This window comes from Caballeronia sp. J97 (assembly GCF_905220305.1).
Lineage (GTDB): Bacteria > Pseudomonadota > Gammaproteobacteria > Burkholderiales > Burkholderiaceae > Caballeronia.
Window position 1 is genome coordinate 666,150 of sequence record NZ_CAJMZL010000001.1, and the last position, 19,432, is coordinate 685,581.

Here is a 19,432-nt window from a genome sequence, read left to right on the forward strand (position 1 = left end):
TTGCGCAAGGCAATGCCGTGCGACCGTTCAAGAACGTTGGAGACATGCAAGATGATCAAGATTGAAAAACTCACCACCTGCATCGGCGCGGAGGTATCGGGCGTCGATCTTGGCGACGCATCGCGGGACGAGTCCCTGTTCGCTGAACTCAGGGCACTGTTGTTGCAACACCGTGTGCTGTTCTTTCGCGATCAGGACATCTCGCGCGCAGAGCATGTCGCGTTCGCGCGCAGATTCGGTGAACTGGAAGATCATCCGGTTGCGGGAAGCGATCCGGAGCATCCGGGCCTCGTGCGTATCTACCGCTCCGAAGCGAAAAACCCCTACGAGAACAACTATCACACCGACGGCTTGTGGCGGCCGGAGCCGTCGATGGGCGCGGTGCTGCGCTGCATCGAGTGTCCCGAAACGGGTGGCGACACGATCTGGGTGAATATGGTCGAGGCGTATCGGCAATTGCCGGACGATATCAAGCGACGCATCGAGGGGCTGCGGGCGAAGAGCAGCATCGAACATTCGTTCGGTGCGGCGATGGAACCCGACGAGCGCAGGAAGCTCGCCGCGCAGAATCCCGATGTGGAACATCCTGTCGTGCGCACGCACCCCGAGACGGGCGAAAAGATCCTTTACGTCGGCAGTTTCACGACGCACTTCGTCAATTACCATACGCCCGAAAATGTCCGCTACGGCCTGGACAAGACGCCCGGCGCGAGTCTCCTGCTCAACTATCTGCAAAGCCAGGCCCTGATTCCCGAGTACCAGGTGCGTTTCAGATGGAAGCCGAACAGCATCGCTGTCTGGGACAATCGATCGACGCAGCACTATGCGGTGATGGACTACTGGCCGGCGCCACGCAAGATGGAGCGTGCGGGCATCGTCGGCGACAAACCTTATTGATGAAATTTAATAAGGATAACGACACGGTCGGATGACCGTGTCGCCTGCTTATACCAGCTCGCTCAAGAGCTCTTCTGCACGAGGCCACTCGCCATGTCCCGACGCAGGATTCAAATGACCGACCGCACCCAGTTCGACGAAACGGCTTCCCCATGCCTGGGCGAACTCGCGCGCGCGATCGATTCGCGTCAGCGGATCGTTGCTGCTTGCCGCGACGATGCTCGGAAACGGCAACGCTTGACGCGGAATCGGCAGCCATCCGTGTTCGCTCAATGCGTCGATGGTCGGATAGCCGGCGGGCATGGGCGTTTCGAGATCCGCCGGCGCGGCGAGCAATGCGCCGCGAATCATCGACGAATCATGCCGGCTCGCCCAGTGCGCGAGCATCATCACGCCCGCGCTGTGCGCGACGACGATCACCGGACCTTCGATCGATTTCATCGCGCGCGCGATTGCCACGACGCGCGCGGTGCAGCCGAGCTTGTCGTGCTCGAGCGGCGCGACGCTGTGCACGCGCGGCAGCTTCGCGGCGAGCAGGGTTTGCCAATGGTCCGGAACGTGGTCACGCAGTCCCGGAACGATAAGAACGGTGTTCGATTCAGTCATGTGTGGGGTCAACCGAAAGAGTTTGAAATGCCCTTCGAGTTTGAAAGCGGCGGGCTTTCCGCGCTTGACGATGAATGTCACGGCGTTATCCACCCACGACAACTGTTCTGATATTTTCCGATGTCATCACTCGTTCGCGCCGCCTGCCTCACCAACTACAGCGAGGTCGCCCGTGCTTCGGCGCTCGACCCCGTGCGCATGCTGCTCGATGCCGCGCTGAGCCCTTCCGTGCTCGACAATCCGGATCTCATGATTCCCGTGGAACGCGTCGGACAATTGCTTCAGGCTTCCGCGACACAGTCGGGAAACGAAAGCTTCGGGCTGCGCATGGCCGAAACGCGCTTGCTGTCGAATCTCGGCGCAGTCGGTTTGCTCGTGCGCGATCAACCCACGCTGCGCGATTCGCTCGGCATGCTGATGCGCTATCAACCCGTGCTCAACGATGCGCTATCGTTGACCGTCGAAGAATGCAACGGGCTCGTCATCATTCGCGAAGCGGTCAGAGCGGGCAATGCGCATCAGTCGACGCGTCAAAGAATCGAACTCGCGCTCGGCGTGATGGTGCGGCTGATTCGCCAGCTCACGCGGCCCGACTGGCGTCCGCGGCGCGTATGTTTCGAACATGCGGCTCCGCGCGACATCACAACGCATCTGCGGTTTTTCGGGCCTTGCGTGGAGTTCGACCGCGATCTCAACGCCATCGTCTGCGCAAAGGCCGATCTCGACGCGCGCAATCCGCTGGCCGATGTCGCCATGGCGCGCTATGCACAACAACTTGTCGATGCGTCGACGCGTCCGCACGCGACCACACTCGAAGCCGTGCAGCGAACGATTCTGCAACTCTTGCCCGGCGGCCGCTGCAGCATCGAACAGGTCGCGGAACATATGGGCATGGTCTGCCGCACAGTGCAACGGCGGCTTGCCGAACAAGGCCACAGCTTCTCGACGATTCTCAACGACGTGCGCCGAGAGCTCACGATGCGGCACGTCATCGAGGGCGATCGCCCTTTGACGGAAGTGGCGGCGTTGCTCGGCTTCGCTTCACCGAGCGCATTCTCGCGCTGGCATCACGCGCAATTCGGATGCAGCGCGAAGGAAAGCCGCGCACAGCGTGATACTGTGCGCCGGCTCTGATATCACGGCACGAGAACCGTGGAACCCACCGTCTTGCGCGACTCGAGCGCGCGATGCGCATCGGCGGCTTCGGCGAGCGCGAAGCTCTGGGCAGGCTCGCTTCTGATCTTCCCGGCGATCACGAGATCGAACAGCTCACGCGCCATCGACAGCATGTGCGGGCGTGGTGTGGCGTAATGAACCATCGCGGGCCGCGTCACCCATAGCGAACCTTTGCGCGCCAATACCCGCGTGTCGATGTGCACCGGCCCCGACGATGTGCCGTTGCTCACCAGCGTGCCGCGCACCTGAAGACTGTCGATCGATGCGTCCAATGTGTCCTTGCCGACCGAATCGAACACGACCTCGACACCTTTGCCGTCCGTAAGCTCCCGCACACGCTCGGCGATGTTTTCACGCGATGTGACGATGGTATGCGTGCAACCGTTCGCCTTTGCGACTTCGGCTTTTTCGTCCGTACTGACCGTGCCGATCATCGTGACACCGAGCGCACGCGCCCACTGACACGCGATCAGTCCGACCCCGCCCGCCGCTGCGTGATACAGAATCGTTTCATGGCCCTTGAGTGGATACACCTGACGAAACAGGTACTGCGCCGTCATGCCCTTCATGATGAGCGTCGCGGCGGTCTTGTCGCTGACGCCATCGGGCAAGGGAATCAGCACGTCGGCGGGCATCACGCGCACATCGGAATACGCACCCTGCGGACCAAGCAGGTATCCGACGCGGTCGCCCACCTTGATATCGTGCACGCCCTCACCGACCGCTTCGACCACGCCCACCGCATCGGAACCGAGACCGTTGGGCAGCGCGAGCGGATATTGCCCGGTGCGGTAGTAGATATCGATGAAATTGACCGCCACATACGTGTGCCGCACGCGCGCTTGCCCCGGACCGGGCTCGCCCACCTGAACGCTTTCCAGACGCAGCACTTCGGGGCCGCCGGTTTCATCGAATCGAATTGCTTTTGCCATGTTGAATAGTCCTTGATGATGAACAGACGATCGCGCCGCGATGTCCTTCCATGAAACATAACGCGAATTCGTATTTATGTCGACATTATTATTTATCGATGGTACATTCCCGCTTCGTTGCACGTCGGCGCAATCAGAACGTCTGGCGAATGCCGAGTTCGAAACCCATCTGATTCGAGCCGCCGAACGGCGCCGCGGGAACGGCCGTGCCCGCCGATACCGAATAGATCGCGCCCTTCCCGTGATTCTTCATGTAGCCCGCGACGCCGTACACCGACGTGCGCTTGCTGAGGTAGTAGTTGGCTCTGAGTACGCCGAGCGTGCCGTTGGCATCGTCCGTGGCGTTGCCGATGTGGGAAACCTGCGCATCGAACTGCCACGCGCCGTACAGCGCGGATGCACCGAGCCATTCGATATCGGTCTTGACCGAGCGCGCATCGCCATGAAGGAGGCGATGAATCCAGCCCGCGCCGAAGCGCACGGGTCCCACGGTGAGATGGCCGTTCACCTGATAGCGACGGTCCGTATCGCCGGAGTTCGTGAACGCGACGCCGGGCGCGCCGGGAACCACGGCATTGGGCGCGGAACCCGGGCCGCCCCGCAGTTCTTCGTAGGACGTCGCGACACCCCAGTTGCTCGCGTCGTACTTGATCATGGCCGACAAGCCGCGGCATGCAACCGCGTCGCCAGCAACCTGACCGCCGCAATTGACGGTCGTCGACGAATCGCGTCCGAAGGAATACGTCGCGCCGAGCGTGAAGCCGTAGAACGTGCCGGTATAGGAGACGGCGTTGTCGAAACGGTCCGCGAGCAGAGCGCTATCGAGCGATCCCAGACTGCCGATACCCGCCGCGCCGAGAATATTCGCATCGATCATCGCCCACGTCATCATGCTGTACTGGCGGCCGAACGTGAGTTGTCCCCAGTCGTTCTTCAGGCCGACATAGGCCTGACGCCCGAATAGCCGGCCCGCCTGCTGCAACGCGCCGTTGGAAAGAGAAAAGCCGTTCTCGAGCGTGAAGATCGCCTTGAGGCCGCCACCGAGATCTTCCGATCCCTTGAAGCCCCATCGTGAAGGCACGTCGCCACCGCCGATCACCGGCATGCGCGCAACCGCTCCACCCGTCGGCGTCGCGTGCGTCAGATATTCGACGCCCGTATCGACGATGCCATACAGCGTGACCGAGCTCTGCGCGAATGCGGGCGCGCATGCCAGTGGTGCGATCAGCGAGATCGCGAGTCGTGCTTTTCTCATTTTGTCTCCGTTTGGTTCGCATCGGTTTTATCGGAAGCCTGCCGGCGATGCTTTTCTTTTATTCAGCAATCCGAATATTTACTGATGTTGGCCGACCCGACTGCGTAACCACGATTCCCGCGCAAAACAAGGCGACGGTCATCTTGAATCCAGTCTATCAGCGCCAAATATTAAAGTCGACAACAATAAAGCGAGCGTGATTCGGGACAAACCCTCGGCGCTACAGTCGCTCGAACACCGCGGCGACACCCTGCCCGCCGCCGACGCACATCGTCACGAGCGCGTAGCGGCCCGCGACGCGCCGAAGTTCATAAATCGCTTTAGTGGCGAGAAAGGCGCCCGAACAGCCGATCGGATGTCCCAGCGCAATCGCTCCGCCGTTCGGATTGGTCTTCTGCGGATCGAGTTCGAGGCCGCGCGCGACCGCGATCGCTTGCGCGGCAAAGGCTTCATTGCTTTCGATCACGTCCATTCGATCGAGCGTCAAGCCTGCTTTCTTGAGAGCCTGCTTCGTCGCGGGAATCGGCCCTTCGCCCATGATCTCGTTCGATACACCCGCAACCGCATATGACACGAGCCGCGCCATCGGAGCATGTCCAGCCGCGCTCGCGACGGCTGCGTCGGCCAGCACGAAAAAGGCTGCGCCATCGTTGATGCCGGACGCATTCCCGGCGGTCACCGATCCGTCCTTTTTGAAGGCCGGTGCCAGCTTGGCAAGCGACTCCATGGTCGTTGCGGGTTTGACGTGTTCATCGGTATCGAAGACGACTTCGCCCTTGCGCGTCTGCTTCACGATCGGCACGATCTGCGAAGCAAAGCGCCCTTCCGCGATCGCCCGCGCCGCCCGGCGATGCGACTCCACCGCGAGCGCATCTTGCTCCTCGCGCGTGATATTCCACTTGCGGACGAGATTTTCGGCAGTCACGCCCATGTGCCCGACACCGAACGGATCGGTCAACGTCGCAAGCATCATGTCGATGAGTTTCGCGTCGCCCATGCGCACGCCGTTACGCAGCGCAGCGAGCAAATGCCCGCTGCGGCTCATCACTTCGACGCCGCCACCCACGCCGTAATCGCAATCGCCGAGCAGAATGTTTTGCGCGGTCGTCACGATGGCTTGCAGCCCCGACGAGCACAGCCGGTTGACGGACATCGCCGCCGAACGCATCGGCAGACCGGCCTGCACCGCGGCGGCGCGCGCCACGTAGGCGAAGCGGCTGTCAGTGGGAATCGTGTTGCCCACGGTCACGTACTCGATCTCCAGCGGATCGACGCCCGAACGCGCGACGGCTTCCGTCATCACCCTGCCTGCGAGGTCCGCGGGCTCGAATTCGGCCAATGCTCCGCCGAAGGTTCCGATCGCGGAGCGCGCCGCGCCCAACACCACTACTTCACGTTTGCTCAACATGACCTGCCTCACCGAACTGAAAAGACCCGTACACCCCAACGCCATGTTGCTCTCGAAAGAAGCAATCGACGGGGCCAGTCTAGGTTCGCGGCTTCTCGTCCACTTGACCAATCCGGCCAGGCACTAAACATTTCCTGACAGCGCGGGTTAACGCTGAACAGCGTCGACGTGGCATCGAATGTGAAGTGTCTGACGCGACTTGCAAAGCGATACGCGTCGATGATCTCTAGAGTCGGATCGAGCGTCAGGACTGGCGCGGACTTCAGGAGACAGCCAAGCATGAACGTGAATCCCGATCTTCTTTCGGCCGGCCATCGTGACGACTATCTGACGAACCGACGCCAGGCGTGGTTTGCCTTCGCGATGACCTTCGCGCTCATGCTGTTCGACTTCATCGACCGGCAGGTGATCGTCTCGCTGTTTCCGCATATCAGGAGCGAATGGCATCTCAGCGACAAGCAACTCGGCTCGCTGGTGTCGATCGTTTCGATCGTGGTGGCGGCGGGCGGCATTCCCGTCGCGCTGATCGCGGACCGCACGGGCCGCGTGAAAAGCATCGTCGTGATGGCAATTGCGTGGAGTCTGGCGACCATCTCGTGCATGTTCACCGGCAATTTCGTTCAGTTGTTCACTGCACGCGCTGTGGTGGGACTCGGCGAGACGGGTTACGGATCGGTGGGCGCGGCGCTTATCGCGACCTTGTTTCCGCAGCGCCTGCGAAGCGCGACACTCGGGGTGTTCTTCGCCGCGCCAACGCTGGGCTCGGTATTGGGCGTGTTTCTCGGCGGGATCATCGCGGCGCACTGGGGCTGGAAAGCGGCGTTCGGTGTCGTCGGCGTGCCCGGACTTTTGCTCGCGCTGCTCTACATGCGCGTGCGTGATTACGACACGGTCGCGCTCACATCCGCCCCGCAGCGCACGAGTGAAACGCTCACGCATATCTTCGCCACGCTGCTGCGCACGCGCACCCTGCTCTTCGTTTGCGGCGGCGCGGCCGCGCAATTGATCACCATCTCCGCGATGTGGTCGTGGCTGCCGAGTTATCTGAATCGGTATCACGCGATGAATATCGAGGTGGCGGCAAGAGCCGCCGCTGGCGTGGTGCTGGTCAGCGCGCTGAGTTGCACGTTCTGGGGCATAGCGGTCGGACGCCTCACGCAGCGCGCGCCGCGCAACAAGCTTCCCGCGTTGTCGCTGTTATGCATAACGACATGCGTGATTTTCACTACCGCGTTCGGTGGACCCTATACGGGCGACGTGCAATTCGCCTGGATCGTGGTCGGCGCGTTCTTTATGAACTGCACGGTCGGCATCGTGGCGGGCGTCGCGATGGACGTCGTTCATCCGGGCATGCGGTCGACGGGTGCTGCCGTGGTATCCCTCTTCCAGAACATGTTCGGATTGGCCGTCGGTCCGTTTCTCGCGGGCGTGCTATCCGATCGATGGGGCTTGCAGCACGCGCTGGCGCTTACGCCGCTGTGCAGTCTGCTGGCGGCGGTATGTTTCGTCATTGCCATGCGCAGCTATGACAGCGATGTCTCGCGTATCGTCGCGTCCGTGCGGGACGTGACGCCTCTCGCCACGGATGATCGCGTGCGCGCGCCGCTGATGGAATGACGTTCGCTCACGAAACCACGCCTGTTCCAGACACTTCACCATCAGGAATCTCGATGCCGAATTCATCCCTTTCGCTGCCGCTCGCCGGCGTGCGCGTGCTCGATCTTTCCCGCGTGCTGGCCGGCCCGTGGTGCGGCTCGGTGCTCGGCGATCTCGGCGCGGACGTGATCAAGGTAGAGCATCCGCAACGCGGCGACGACACACGCGACTGGGGGCTGCGCGTCGGCGCGACGGAAACGTCATACTTCAACAGCGCGAACCGGAATAAACGCTCCGTCACGATCGATCTGCAAACCGCCGAGGGACAGCGCATCGCACAGGCGCTTGCCCTGCAGTGCGATGTCGTGCTGCAAAACTTCCGGCACGGCGGCGCGGAAAAATTCGGGCTCGGCTATGCGCGACTGAAAGAGGAACACGAGTCGCTCATCTATTGTTCGATCACCGGCTACGATCCGACCGGCCCCGAAGCCGCGCGTCCCGGCTACGATCTGCTCGTGCAAGGCGAAGCCGGGCTGATGGCATTGAACGGCGAGGCCGGTCGGCCGCCGCTCAAATTCGGCGTTGCCGCTGTCGATCTCTTCACCGGCATGTATGCCGCGCAAGCGGTGCTCGCAGCCCTTTTCGAGCGCCAGCGAACAGGAACGGGGCGTCACATTCAAATGGCGCTGTTCGATTGCGGCCTGATGATCACCTCGTACTACGGACTCGAAGCGCTGATGACCGGCGAGGACCCGATGCGCTACGGCAACGCACATCCGTCGATCGTGCCCTACGGCGTGTTCAATGCCGAAGACGGCCCGCTCGTCATCACCGTCGGCAATAACATGCAGTTCGCGCGTTTCTGTCGCGAGGTCATCGAACGTCCCGAACTTGCCGAGGATGACCGGTTTCGCACGAATATCGCCCGGGCCAAGAATCGCGCTGCTCTGCTGCCCGAGATCGATCGCGAACTGGCGCGTCGCAGGCGGGCCGTTCTGCTCGACCGCCTGAGGAAAGCGAACATTCCGTGCGGCGAAGTGCTGGGCCTGCATGAAGCGTTATCGTCGGAGCGCGCAACCGCTTCCGGCCTCGTCACGCATCTGCGCCATGCCGGCAACACCGCGATGCAGGTGCTTTCACCGCCCTATCGTCTCGATGGCGAGCGTCCTCCGGTGCGGCATGCGCCGCCCTCACTCGGTGAAGGCACGCAAGACGTGCTGCGCTCGCTGCTCGCTATGGACGATGCTCAGATCGCGCGGCTCAGAGCGGACGGCATCGTATAAGATTTTTGTCGACATTACACAAAGCAGGACCATAAAATCGGGCTATTCACCGTTGACGCGCGTCACTCACTCGACATGGCCCGACAAAAGACTCAGAACCTCCCCGACCTTTCCGCGCTGCTGACGCCGAAAAATCCGCTGATGCTGGCCGTCGAACGCGCGGTGCTGCGCGGCCAGGACTGGGCTTACGCGTCCACGCCCATTGCCGAGCAGATCGCCGCTCGGCTGGCCGGCGTCATCACGCTCGATCTGCTCAAGGCAGGCCAGCGCCTGCTCGAAAAGGACATCAGCGAAGTGCTTCACGTCAGCCGCGCGCCGGTCCGCGAAGCGCTGCGCATTCTGGAACGGGATCGTTTGATCGAGTTTCAGGCGCGACGCGGGGCGATCGTCACGGAGCCCGACGAAAACGAGCTTCGCGACATTTTCCGCGTGCGCAGCGTGCTTTATCTGACGATGCTCGAACAGGTCGCCAACGAAAGCCCGGCCGAGCTGGAAGCGCTGTTGGCCGAGCGTCTGCCGAGGCTCGTCAAGGCCGCCGATGAATCGGCGGATGCGTATGCGGTCGAGAGCTTTCTCCTGAATTTCGCTACGGTCGATCTGTGCCGCAATCGACTGCTGGTGGATCTGCTGCAATCCATTTCGCTCAGGACGCTGCGTTATTTGCGGCTGAGCATGGTGGCCGCGCCGCAATCCATTCGCCTTTCACTCAAGCGCTGGCGTGCATTGCATAAGGCAATCGTGAATCGCGACAACGAAACGCTGCTTTCGCTTGCTGCGCAACGTCTCGACGAAGCGCGCGATGCCGCGGTTCAGGCCGTAGCGCCGCCCGCGACGACGAAACGCAATACGCGGTCCAGACGCGATACATCGCTCGCTTCGCAAGACTGAAGCCCGCGCACCGGCGCTTCCGGTGCGCATCTGCCTCCCCTTTCGTCAGATCGTTTCCCTCCAGTTGCTTCCGGCCTGGCGGGCGGCTTCGTTCGTCTTGCACCGCGAAACATGAGGTCTAACCCTTAATCGTTTAATGTCGACATAAATTAAATCGAATGATACGCTTCTCCGAAGAAGTGGTTCAATCACAGGAGGAGACACCGATGAATCTATACACGGCTGACGACATGCGAGCCGGAACGACCCCCGCCACACGCGCATCCGCACGATCGTATGCATGGGTGGTATTCGCCTTGATGTTCTGTCTTTTGCTCTCCGACTACATGTCGCGGCAGGCGCTCAATGCGCTGTTTCCGATTCTGAAAACGCAGTGGAACTTGTCGGACACGCATCTCGGCTCGATCAGCGGCGTCGTGCCGCTGACCGTCGGCCTGCTGACGCTGCCGTTTTCGATCGTCGCGGATCGCTGGGGACGCGCGAAAAGCATTGCGCTGATGGTCGCGTTATGGAGCGTCGCCACGCTTGGGTGCGCTATCGCGAGCACTTACGAAGAGATGCTCGTTGCACGCTTTTTCGTCGGGGTCGGCGAGGCGGCGTACGGCAGCGTCGGGATTGCGATTCTCGTCAACATCTTTCCGAAGCATATGCGCTCCGGCATCGCGGGCGGCTTCACGTCTGCGGCCGCGTTCGGGTCGGTGCTCGGCGTGTCGCTTTCCGGGGTCATCGCGACGCATTTCGGCTGGCGCTGGTCGATGGGCGCAATGGCCGTGTTCGGTTTCGCGCTGCTCGTCGTGTATTGCTGCGTGGTGAGCGACAAAAAGCTCGAACGCGCCCATCCGAACGATGCCGAGCCGGTTAGCTACGGTGCTGCGAAAATGCCGCTGCGCGCGCTTGTTGCGGCCATCTTTCCGAGTCGATCGGTGTTCTGCGCGTATCTCGGTTGCGCACTGCAAGTCCTCATTCAGGGCACGCTGTTCGTATGGTTGCCAAGCTATCTGAACCGCTATTGGGGCATGTCCGTCAGTCAGGCTGCATTGACGGCGGCGGCCCTCGTCCTCGTCAGCGGTCTGGGACAGCTCATGTGCGGCGTGATCACCGATCGCGTATGCGGCGGTTCATCCCTCAAGCGATGGAACATGGCCGCAACGTATTGCCTTGCATTAGGCGTCTTGCTCACGATTGCGTTTCGCGTCCCCCAAGGCACCTCGCAACTCATTCTGCTCGGCGCCGCCGTGTTCTTTCTCGCGAGTTCCTTTGGCACATGCAGCCCGATCGTTGCCGCGGCGACGTCGCCTGCCATCCATAGCTCGGCATTCGCGACCCTCACGCTCTTCAACAACATCCTCGGTCTCGCAGCCGGCCCTTTCCTGACCGGCGCCGCAGCCGACGCCTTCGGTCTCAAGGATGCATTGCATTGGCTTCCACTGTTGGCCGTGCTTCCGTTCGCGGTGTTCATGCTCGGCAGGCGCTTGAGTATCGCCGAGGCGAAGCGTTAACAACGGCCTTTTGATTTTCCGATGCGAATCGGAATGCGCTGTTTGTTTAGTACTGCTTCTGGCATGAGAAGACAAGTCACAGGCATCAGATGCAAAGCGGCGCAGTCCCTTCAGGCCGGATGATCAAGCCATTCTGACCTCTCAACCCTGATGAAGAAATCACCATGAACTTCCTCGATGGCCACCTGTATCCCGAGAATCAACAACCGCTGATCATCACCGCCGCGCCGTATGCGCCCGGCTGGATTCCCTCCGACTTCCCCGAAGACATTCCGGTCACGATGGAAGACCAGATCCAGAAGGCCGTGGATTGCTACGAGGCCGGGGCGACCGTCCTGCATCTGCACGTGCGCGAAGCCGATGGCCGTGGCAGCAAGCGCCTGTCCATGTTCAACGAACTCATAGCCGGCGTGCGTGAGCGCGTGCCGGAAATGGTCATTCAGGTCGGCGGCTCCATCAGTTTCGCACCGGAAGAAGGCCAGGCCGCCAAGTGGCTCAGCGACGACACGCGGCATATGCTGGCCGAGCTCGATCCCAAGCCGGATCAGGTCACGGTGACCGTCAACACCACGCAGATGAACGTGACCGAGCATGCCGGTCTCGACGATTTCAAAGGCGTGTCGCGCGGCTTCCCTCACCTGTACGCGACGTACAAGGACATGATCGTGCCTTCGAATCCGAGCTGGGTCGAAGAACATATCCGCCGGCTGACCGCGGCCGGCATCCAGAGCGAGTTCCAGTGCTACAACATCAACAGCTTCGAGACGATCGAGCGGATGATTCGCCGTGGCGTGTACAAAGGCCCGCTGGTGATGAACTGGGTCGCGATCAGTGGCGGCATGGATCAGGCGAACATCTACAATCTCGCCAATTTCCTGCGCGCTGCGCCTGACGGAGCGATCATCACCGTCGAAAGTTCGGTGCTGAACGTGTTGCCCGTCAACATGATCGGCATGGCCCTGGGTCTGCATGTTCGATGCGGCATCGAGGACGTGCTGTGGAACCAGACGCGCACCGGGAAAATGAGTTCCGTCGAACAGATCAAGCAACTGGTGCGCATCGCCGGCGAATTCGGCCGCCCCATCGCCACAGCCCAGCAGGCGCGCGAGATCATGAAGATCGGCGTCTTCTATGAAACGGCGGACGAGACGCTGCGGGAGAATGGTTTCGCGCCGAATCGAAACGGTGGAAATCAGGGATTCCTGCGAAAGCCGGTCTGAAGTTCTGTGATGTCGACGAGGCAAGGAATTCGATGCCGAGGGCGCCAGTAGAACATCCCGTACGATGTAACTCGGGTTTGTCCTCACCGCCTTGCCTCTTATACCGTCACGTTTGATCGCTTGATGCTCCGCGGATCCCGTCTTTCCCAGGGATCTGCGCGCGCGTCTCGCGGAAAGAGAAACCGAAGACCATCCGCACATCGAGTTCCGCTTCGGGACGCGCCCTTGCACCACCCGGAGAGCGGCGGCGTGGCAAGCAGGCAAGAAAAAGAAGAAGAAGCCTGAAAAGGCTTTGAGAGAGGGGCACTGGTCCCCCCGGCAGGAATCGAACCTGCATCTAGCGCTTAGGAGGCACTCGTTCTATCCATTGAACTACGGGGAGCGGACCGCGCATGACCGACAGCACGGCCAGGCGAGCGCAGAGTATAGCAAACGGCATCCGCGGGATCGCGATCTCCACGAAGAAATTCGAACGCGTGGACGCGCGTAGAGACAAATCGTCGAAACCCAGGGTTTGCACCTATCAAGTTTCGATAAAGTCTGCCGCCATCGGAGTAATGGACCCATTCCCCGATACCAAGCCGCAGGGCGCGTTCTCGGCGTTGCTGGCAGACCAAGACCTGATGCACCTCGAACTGGTGCTGCGTCGTTCATTGTCGTGCGATCTCGGCGGACCATTGCTACCGCCATCGTACTGGCGCGAGCGGCTTGCGGCCATCACGCGTCAGTCACATCTCTCTCACACGCAGATTCAGACCGTTCACCGGCTGTTTCTTCATATCGATGCATTCGAGGCCGCCGGCCGCGCGCGCGACGAAGAACTCAGACGCGAACGCGAGAAAGCGGCCGGCGGCGAAAAAACTCAAAGCGCCTGAGCGCCTGTCCGCGCTCAAACCGCCTGACGCGCGCGCTGCTGCTGTTGCGCGTGTGCCGCAAGCCGCACGGCCGCATTGGCCGCGCCGTAGCCGTCGTAGCCGCCGCGTCGCTCGATCACTTCGAGGAAGAAGCGTTGATCGAGTTGCTCCGTATACGCGTGGAAGAACTCGCCGCCGCGCTCATCGCGGTCGTAGAGGATGTTGTGTTCGCGCATTTGGTCGATCTGCTCGTCGGGCAGGCCGAAGCGCGCGACGAGATCGTCGTAATAATTGCCCGGGATACGCAGGAACTTGACGCCGTCGGTTTCGAGACGCGGAATTGCATCGAAGATATCGGGCGTGCTGAACGCGACGTGGTTGAGGCCCGAGCCCCGATACGTCGACAGCGACTCCGACACCGCCGTGTAACGGTCCACCGAAGCATTCAGCGCAATACGCACCGAGCCATCGCGGCTTCGCACCGCGCGGCTGCGCACGAGCCCGTACGGATCGGGCACGAGCACGGCTGCCTCGGTCTCGAAGCCGAACGCGCTGCGGAAGAACAGCACCCAGGTGTCGAGCGCATCGGCGGGCAGCGACAGGCACACGTGATCGATGCGCGAAAGCGGCCCGACTTCGTACGGCCCGTCGATATCCGTCAGGATGAAATCGGACTCCCACAGCGTCGGGCCGCCCGGCGCCTCGTCGACGAAATAGTCGAGACTGCCGTCGGGCGACTGCACGCCCGGCACCACGCGCTCGTTCGGGCCAACGCGCCCCGAGAACGGCTGCGAGCCGTACGCGGCGGCGCGCTCGAACGCCTGCTTCGCATCGTCGACGTGAAACGCCGACGCGCACAGCGACAAGCCGTGCTTCATGAAGAACGCGCTCGCGAACGAATCGGCTTCGGCGTTGAGCACGATCGAGCCCGCGCCGTGCCGATACAGCGCGACATCCTTCGAACGATGCTTACCCGCGAGCCTGAAGCCGAGCCGGCCGAGCCATTGCGACAGATGTTCGCGCGTCGAATCGTCGACGGCGAATTCCAGAAACTGGAAACCGATGTGCTCGGGCGGCGCGGGCGGATTGAAGAGTTCCGGCGGCGCCTTGTCACCCATCAGCTCGCGCGTCTGCTCTTCGAGAAAGCGCAGCGAACGATGACCGTCCGCCGCCGTGATCGCGGTCGGCGCGGCGCGAAAGCCGTCGTTGAAAATTTCGAGCGACAGCGGCCCCTTGTAACCGGCTTCGAGCACGCGCGCCGTGAAGCCCGCGACATCGAATGCGCCCTGCCCCGGAAAGCACCGATAGTGACGGCTCCATTCGAGCACGTCCATCGCGAGCACGGGCGCATCGGCGATCTGCACGAAGGCGATGCGCTCGCCCGGAATCGACGCGATCTCGTCCACGGAATCGCGGATCGACAACGTGTGGAACGTGTCGAGCGCAAGACCGAGGCTCGGATGATTCACGGCGTCGACGAGCTTCCACGCGTGCTTGTACGAATTGACGTAGCGGCCCCAGGCGAGCGCTTCGTACGCGACGATCACGCCCGCTTCCTGCGCGATCTTCGCGAGCACGCCGAGTTGATCGGTGATCAGCGCGTCGTCGCGGATCGTGTCCGGCGAGACGTTGCTGCACACGAGAATGCGATCCGTGCCGAGCTCGTGCATCAGCTCGAACTTGCGTTTCGCGCGCTCGACGTTCCTCGCGAGCCGCTCGGCGGACACACCGTCGAAATCGCGGAACGGCTGAAACAGATAGATCTCGAGGCCGAGATCCGCGCACATGCGGCGCACGTCGGCGGGCGTGCCGTCGAAATACAGCAGATCGTTCTCGAAGATCTCGACGCCGTCGAAACCAGCCGCCTTGATGGCCTGCAGCTTCTCGGGAAGCGTGCCGCTGATGGATACCGTCGCGATGGAAGTCCGGATTGAACGCAGCATCGCTGCCTCCTCGTTGCAATTCAGTAAACGCGAAATGGATCGAAAGCAGTGCCTTCCAGTGTAGGACGTCAGCCTGAAGGACGCGCGCAATCCATGTCATTCTGCGAGATAATAACAAACTAACTAGACCGTACAAATTAGTGAAAACACGAACCGACAAGCCTCGTGCGTGCGTTCACACTGCGGCGTATTCAATTTCGCACTGCAGCATCCATGCAGTGCCCACCCATGCCGGAGCGCTCGCATGACCAACAAGACTTCGTATCTCATCGGCCTGATCGGATCGGGCATCGGCGGCTCGCTCACGCCCGCCATGCACGAAAAGGAAGGCGGCAATCTCGGGCTCAATTACGTCTACCGGCGCATCGACCTGCAGGCGCTGGAACTCGAGCCGACCGCCCTGCCCGATCTGCTCGTCGCCGCCGAGCGCATGGATTACGACGGCCTGAACATCACGTATCCGTGCAAGCAAAGCGTGATCCCGTTGCTCGATGACCTCGACCCCGACGCGCGCGCGCTCGGCGCCGTCAACACGGTGGTGCTGAAGGACGGCAAGCGCATCGGCTACAACACGGACTGGTCGGGATTCGCGCGCGCGTTCCAGCGCGGGCTGCCCGGCGCGCCGCTCGAGCGCGTCGTGCAACTCGGCGCGGGCGGCGCGGGTGCCGCCGTCGCGCACGCAGCGCTCACGATGGGCGCGCGCGAACTCACGCTTTTCGATTCCGACGATGCCCGCGCCGCCTCGCTCGCCGCCGAACTCGCGGCGCGCTTTCCGGATCGCGTCGTGAAAAGCGGCGGCGACCTGCGCGAAACGCTGGCGGCGGCGAGCGGTCTCATCCACGCTACGCCGACCGGCATGGCGAAGCTGCCCGGGCTGCCCCTTCCCGCCGCGTATTTGCACAAGGAATTGTGGGTTGCGGAGATCGTCTATTTCCCGCTCGAAACCGAACTGCTGAAAGCGGCGAAGGCGCTCGGTTGCCGCACCGTGAGCGGCGGCGGCATGGCGGTGTGCCAGGCAGTCGATGCATTGCGCATCTTCACCGGCCGCGAGCCGGACGCCGAGCGCATGTTCGCGCATTTCCAGAGCTTGCTGGAACGTTGAAGCATCGACGTCGATGAAAAACGGCGACCTCGTGAGAGCGTCGCCGTTTTGTCGTTTGCGCGAGGAAAAGATCAGCCGTCGCGCCGCATGAAGCGCAGCACCGCATCGACGATCATCTCGCGATGACGCGCACGCGAGCGCGTGCCCGACGGATCGCGCCCGAACGCCGCACCCCATGTATGACGGTTCGCCACACGGTGAAAGCAGAACGAGCTGATCATCAGATGCAGGTCGATCGGATCGACGTCGTCGCGAAACTTTCCCGCTGCGACACCGCGCGCGATCAGATCCTCGATGGTCTTCACGACCGTCGAATTGCGCGCCTTGAAGGTCTTCGACTGTTCGATGTACTTCGCACCGTGAATGTTTTCGATCGTGACGAGCCGCACGAAATCGCGATGCTTGTCGTGATAGTCGAACGTGAAACCGACGAATTCGCGCAGCGCTTCCTCCGGTTCCATTTCCGCGAGCTGCAATTCCTGCTCGAGCGCGCGAATATCGCCATAAACCTGCTCCAATACTGCTTCGTACAGCCCTTCCTTGCTGCCGAAGTAGTAGTACAGCATGCGCTTCGTGGTATTGGTGCGCTCCGCGATGGCGTCCACGCGCGCACCGGCCAGGCCCATCGCCGAAAACTCCTGCGTGGCGATGTCGAGAATGTTCCGCTTGGTCTCCTCAGGATCGTACTTGCGCCGCCCTTGCTCCGTGGTCGACGAGGGCGCAGCGCTAGCGGCCTTGCTTCCTTTTTTCATTTTTCTGTCTGAGAACGGCATTGAAAATCGATTCTAGCACGCGCTATCCACGCATCCTCGGCATAACAGGCGCCCGGTACAGAGGGCTTCACCTATAATTTTTCCACCCCACGGACAATTCGAAAACGACATGCGACTGAAGCGTTCGATCTTTCCCGTTCTCTCCATTCTGGCCACATGGTGCCTTGCTTCGACGGCGCAAACGGCGATGCCGCCGGGCCATCCGTCATCGAAGGAACTGGCCGCCGCCGAAGGTGTGATGACGAGCGCGAATATCGCGCGCGGCGCGGCGGACGTCTGTCATATCGACGCGGCGAAGGTCGCGCGTTTCAGGGACGTCGTGCGCACGAGCTATCCCGACGCACCCGATTTCGACGGCGAATGGAAGCTCGGCCTCGCGCAGGCGCAACCGACCGTCGATCGCTTCGACAAGCTGAAAACAAGCAATCCGGCCGAGTACAAGAAGCAGATCGCCGAAGCGTGCCCGGCGCTCGATCGCGGTATCGACGAAGTCACGCGGCCGCAGTAGTCACTCGCTCTTGCCGTCGTAATGAGCGCGCTTTTCGGCGTACATCGCGGCGTCGGCGCGTTGCAGCATCGGTTCGAGGCGCTCGCCGTCGTGCGCGGTGGCCGCGCCCATCGCGAACGAAAGCGGATTGCCCGAATAGAACTGGTTGTTCACTTCGAGCAACTGGCGAATGCTCTCGATCACCGTCTCGCCGCCGCGCTCGTCGGTGCCGGGCAGCAGCACCATGAACTCGTCGCCGCCGATGCGCGCCGCCTGGAACGGCTTCTCCACCGCCTTGCCCAGCACTTCGCCCGCGCGCCGCAGAAGCGCATCGCCGGCGGCATGGCCCAGTTGATCGTTGACGGCCTTGAGGCCATTCACGTCGACGGCGATCGCCGTCACCGGGAACGGGCCCTTGCGTTCGAGGCGATTGATTTCATCGATATAGAACGAGCGATTCTTGAGCTTCGTGAGCACGTCGTGCTTGCCGAGGAATTCCAGATACGCCTCGGCCTTCTTGCGCGCGGTGATGTCGGTCAGCGCGACGAGCACGAGATCCCAGCGCGCTTCGTGTCCCGGGAACACCGAGAACTGCAGATGCACGTGCACCTCGCCGCCTTCGAGCGAATAGTTGAGCACCTCGCGCTGCTGGAAGAGCTTGCCGTCCCACAGATCGATGAGCTGCTCCTGGAAGTACTGCTGCATGTCGTCGCGAAAGACGTCGGGCAGGCGCGAAAGCAGCGTCGCCTTGTCGGGCGCGGCGAACATGCGCAGCGTGTGCTGATTCACATCGAGGACGTGAATCTCCTGCATGCAGCGCTCGACGAACTCCGGATGCACGTTCGTGAAAGTGCGGAAGTCGACGATGCCGCGCTCGCGCACATCGTCTAACAGCGCCTTCACGGAGCTGAAATCTTCGACCCAAAGCGACACCGGCGAATGCTCGAAGAGCCCGCGCGCGTAGAGTTCGCTCGCGGCGGCCGTGCGGCGCATCGCTTCGAGCTCGGTGATGTCCTCGATCGTGACGAGCACGCGGCTCCACGTCTGTTCGTGTCCCGGCAGAATGACCGCCTTGAGCAGCACGTCGAGTCGCTTGCCGTCGAGCGTGTAGTTGACCGTTTGACTCACGAAGCGCGTCTTGCCGGACCACAACTGCTCGAGCTCGTCGACGTGCGTGGTGAGCATGTCGTCGCGGAACACGCGATCGAGATTCTGCACCAGATGATCGACCTCCTTCGCGTGAAACAGCGAGAGGGTGCGCTGATTGACCTTCACGACCCGAATGCGCGACGAACACTCGGCAACGTGCCCGGGATTCTCCGTGAGAAACGCGCGCAAGTCGGTGACGCCCGCCGCCCGCCAGTGCTCGAACTGCTCCCGCACGGCGCTGAAGTCCTCGAGCCAGAGCGAGACGGGCGCGAGGTCGAACATGTCGGCATCGTCCTCCGGCAGGCTCGCCGGCATGAATTGACCGGCAGCGCGGCGCGGGTCGTTTGGCATGGTCATCCTTTCG

At 62.0% G+C, this 19,432-nt stretch carries 17 protein-coding genes and 1 tRNA gene; 10 read left to right on the forward strand and 8 right to left on the reverse strand.

Annotated elements, in window-relative coordinates:
* Positions 1-54: 54 nt before the first annotated feature.
* On the forward strand, positions 55-897 hold the full coding sequence (locus tag U4Y90_RS03000) for a TauD/TfdA dioxygenase family protein (protein WP_321792573.1): 843 nt from the start codon (positions 55-57) through the stop codon (positions 895-897).
* A 48-nt stretch (positions 898-945) separates the two neighbouring features.
* Here the strand turns inward: U4Y90_RS03000 and U4Y90_RS03005 are convergent, their stop codons facing one another.
* Positions 946-1,503, reverse strand: a complete 558-nt coding sequence (locus tag U4Y90_RS03005) for an RBBP9/YdeN family alpha/beta hydrolase (RefSeq protein ID WP_321792028.1) — start codon at positions 1,501-1,503, stop codon at positions 946-948.
* 120 nt (positions 1,504-1,623) lie between these two features.
* Between U4Y90_RS03005 and U4Y90_RS03010 the strand changes: the two genes are divergently transcribed.
* Positions 1,624-2,637 carry an AraC family transcriptional regulator gene (locus U4Y90_RS03010; protein ID WP_321792030.1) on the forward strand — a complete coding sequence of 338 codons (1,014 nt, stop codon included), beginning with the start codon at positions 1,624-1,626 and terminating at the stop codon, positions 2,635-2,637.
* A 2-nt stretch (positions 2,638-2,639) separates the two neighbouring features.
* On the opposite strand, the gene U4Y90_RS03015 is transcribed toward U4Y90_RS03010, so the two are convergent.
* The 3 genes from U4Y90_RS03015 to bktB form a co-directional block, all read right to left on the reverse strand.
* Positions 2,640-3,611 carry a quinone oxidoreductase gene (locus U4Y90_RS03015; protein ID WP_321792032.1) on the reverse strand — a complete coding sequence of 324 codons (972 nt, stop codon included), beginning with the start codon at positions 3,609-3,611 and terminating at the stop codon, positions 2,640-2,642.
* Positions 3,612-3,744: 133 nt separating this feature from the next.
* Entirely contained in the window at positions 3,745-4,866 is a 1,122-nt protein-coding gene (locus tag U4Y90_RS03020; protein WP_321792034.1) for a porin, read from the reverse strand.
* A 220-nt stretch (positions 4,867-5,086) separates the two neighbouring features.
* The gene (gene bktB / locus U4Y90_RS03025; protein ID WP_321792575.1) at positions 5,087-6,274 is read right to left on the reverse strand and encodes a beta-ketothiolase BktB; all 1,188 of its coding nucleotides are present in this window, start codon (positions 6,272-6,274) and stop codon (positions 5,087-5,089) included.
* A gap of 279 nt (positions 6,275-6,553) precedes the next feature.
* Between bktB and U4Y90_RS03030 the strand changes: the two genes are divergently transcribed.
* The 5 genes from U4Y90_RS03030 to U4Y90_RS03050 all read left to right on the forward strand — a co-directional run bounded on the left by U4Y90_RS03030 (position 6,554) and on the right by U4Y90_RS03050 (position 12,760).
* Positions 6,554-7,891, forward strand: a complete 1,338-nt coding sequence (locus U4Y90_RS03030) for an MFS transporter (protein ID WP_321792036.1) — start codon at positions 6,554-6,556, stop codon at positions 7,889-7,891.
* Between the two features lie 53 nt (positions 7,892-7,944).
* Positions 7,945-9,153, forward strand: coding sequence for a CoA transferase (locus tag U4Y90_RS03035; RefSeq protein WP_321792038.1), 1,209 nt, complete (start codon positions 7,945-7,947; stop codon positions 9,151-9,153).
* Between the two features lie 75 nt (positions 9,154-9,228).
* Positions 9,229-10,041 (forward strand): GntR family transcriptional regulator, encoded by an 813-nt coding sequence (locus U4Y90_RS03040; RefSeq protein ID WP_321792040.1) that lies wholly within the window; start codon positions 9,229-9,231, stop codon positions 10,039-10,041.
* Positions 10,042-10,247: 206 nt separating this feature from the next.
* A complete protein-coding gene (locus U4Y90_RS03045) occupies positions 10,248-11,540 on the forward strand; it encodes an MFS transporter (protein ID WP_321792042.1) in 1,293 nt (430 codons plus the stop codon).
* A 164-nt stretch (positions 11,541-11,704) separates the two neighbouring features.
* Positions 11,705-12,760, forward strand: coding sequence for a 3-keto-5-aminohexanoate cleavage protein (locus U4Y90_RS03050; protein ID WP_321792044.1), 1,056 nt, complete (start codon positions 11,705-11,707; stop codon positions 12,758-12,760).
* A 307-nt stretch (positions 12,761-13,067) separates the two neighbouring features.
* Here U4Y90_RS03050 and U4Y90_RS03055 read toward each other — a convergent pair.
* Positions 13,068-13,142, reverse strand: a tRNA-Arg gene (locus U4Y90_RS03055).
* A gap of 10 nt (positions 13,143-13,152) precedes the next feature.
* Here U4Y90_RS03055 and U4Y90_RS03060 point away from each other — a divergent pair.
* Entirely contained in the window at positions 13,153-13,635 is a 483-nt protein-coding gene (locus U4Y90_RS03060; protein WP_321792046.1) for a hypothetical protein, read from the forward strand.
* 14 nt (positions 13,636-13,649) lie between these two features.
* Here the strand turns inward: U4Y90_RS03060 and U4Y90_RS03065 are convergent, their stop codons facing one another.
* The gene (locus U4Y90_RS03065; RefSeq protein WP_321792577.1) at positions 13,650-15,545 is read right to left on the reverse strand and encodes a bifunctional sugar phosphate isomerase/epimerase/4-hydroxyphenylpyruvate dioxygenase family protein; all 1,896 of its coding nucleotides are present in this window, start codon (positions 15,543-15,545) and stop codon (positions 13,650-13,652) included.
* A gap of 256 nt (positions 15,546-15,801) precedes the next feature.
* Between U4Y90_RS03065 and U4Y90_RS03070 the strand changes: the two genes are divergently transcribed.
* Complete coding sequence (locus U4Y90_RS03070; protein WP_321792048.1) at positions 15,802-16,659, forward strand: shikimate dehydrogenase; 858 nt, start codon at positions 15,802-15,804, stop codon at positions 16,657-16,659.
* 71 nt (positions 16,660-16,730) lie between these two features.
* Here U4Y90_RS03070 and U4Y90_RS03075 read toward each other — a convergent pair whose 3' ends face one another.
* Positions 16,731-17,411 carry a TetR/AcrR family transcriptional regulator gene (locus U4Y90_RS03075; RefSeq protein WP_321792050.1) on the reverse strand — a complete coding sequence of 227 codons (681 nt, stop codon included), beginning with the start codon at positions 17,409-17,411 and terminating at the stop codon, positions 16,731-16,733.
* A 130-nt stretch (positions 17,412-17,541) separates the two neighbouring features.
* On the opposite strand from U4Y90_RS03075, the gene U4Y90_RS03080 reads away from it, so the two are divergent.
* Positions 17,542-17,940, forward strand: a complete 399-nt coding sequence (locus U4Y90_RS03080; protein ID WP_321792052.1) for a hypothetical protein — start codon at positions 17,542-17,544, stop codon at positions 17,938-17,940.
* On the opposite strand, the gene U4Y90_RS03085 is transcribed toward U4Y90_RS03080, so the two are convergent.
* Complete coding sequence (locus U4Y90_RS03085; protein ID WP_321792054.1) at positions 17,941-19,419, reverse strand: diguanylate cyclase domain-containing protein; 1,479 nt, start codon at positions 19,417-19,419, stop codon at positions 17,941-17,943.
* Between the last annotated feature and the right edge of the window lie 13 nt (positions 19,420-19,432).

Coding starts and splice junctions, on each gene's coding strand:
- U4Y90_RS03005 (WP_321792028.1), bottom strand. CDS start 1,503: ATGACTGAATCGAACACCGTTCTTATCGTTCCGGGACTGCGTGACCAC.
- U4Y90_RS03010 (WP_321792030.1), top strand. CDS start 1,624: ATGTCATCACTCGTTCGCGCCGCCTGCCTCACCAACTACAGCGAGGTC.
- U4Y90_RS03015 (WP_321792032.1), bottom strand. CDS start 3,611: ATGGCAAAAGCAATTCGATTCGATGAAACCGGCGGCCCCGAAGTGCTG.
- U4Y90_RS03020 (WP_321792034.1), bottom strand. CDS start 4,866: ATGAGAAAAGCACGACTCGCGATCTCGCTGATCGCACCACTGGCATGC.
- bktB (WP_321792575.1), bottom strand. CDS start 6,274: ATGTTGAGCAAACGTGAAGTAGTGGTGTTGGGCGCGGCGCGCTCCGCG.
- U4Y90_RS03030 (WP_321792036.1), top strand. CDS start 6,554: ATGAACGTGAATCCCGATCTTCTTTCGGCCGGCCATCGTGACGACTAT.
- U4Y90_RS03035 (WP_321792038.1), top strand. CDS start 7,945: ATGCCGAATTCATCCCTTTCGCTGCCGCTCGCCGGCGTGCGCGTGCTC.
- U4Y90_RS03040 (WP_321792040.1), top strand. CDS start 9,229: ATGGCCCGACAAAAGACTCAGAACCTCCCCGACCTTTCCGCGCTGCTG.
- U4Y90_RS03045 (WP_321792042.1), top strand. CDS start 10,248: ATGAATCTATACACGGCTGACGACATGCGAGCCGGAACGACCCCCGCC.
- U4Y90_RS03050 (WP_321792044.1), top strand. CDS start 11,705: ATGAACTTCCTCGATGGCCACCTGTATCCCGAGAATCAACAACCGCTG.
- U4Y90_RS03060 (WP_321792046.1), top strand. CDS start 13,153: ATGACCGACAGCACGGCCAGGCGAGCGCAGAGTATAGCAAACGGCATC.
- U4Y90_RS03070 (WP_321792048.1), top strand. CDS start 15,802: ATGACCAACAAGACTTCGTATCTCATCGGCCTGATCGGATCGGGCATC.
- U4Y90_RS03075 (WP_321792050.1), bottom strand. CDS start 17,411: ATGAAAAAAGGAAGCAAGGCCGCTAGCGCTGCGCCCTCGTCGACCACG.
- U4Y90_RS03080 (WP_321792052.1), top strand. CDS start 17,542: ATGCGACTGAAGCGTTCGATCTTTCCCGTTCTCTCCATTCTGGCCACA.
- U4Y90_RS03085 (WP_321792054.1), bottom strand. CDS start 19,419: ATGCCAAACGACCCGCGCCGCGCTGCCGGTCAATTCATGCCGGCGAGC.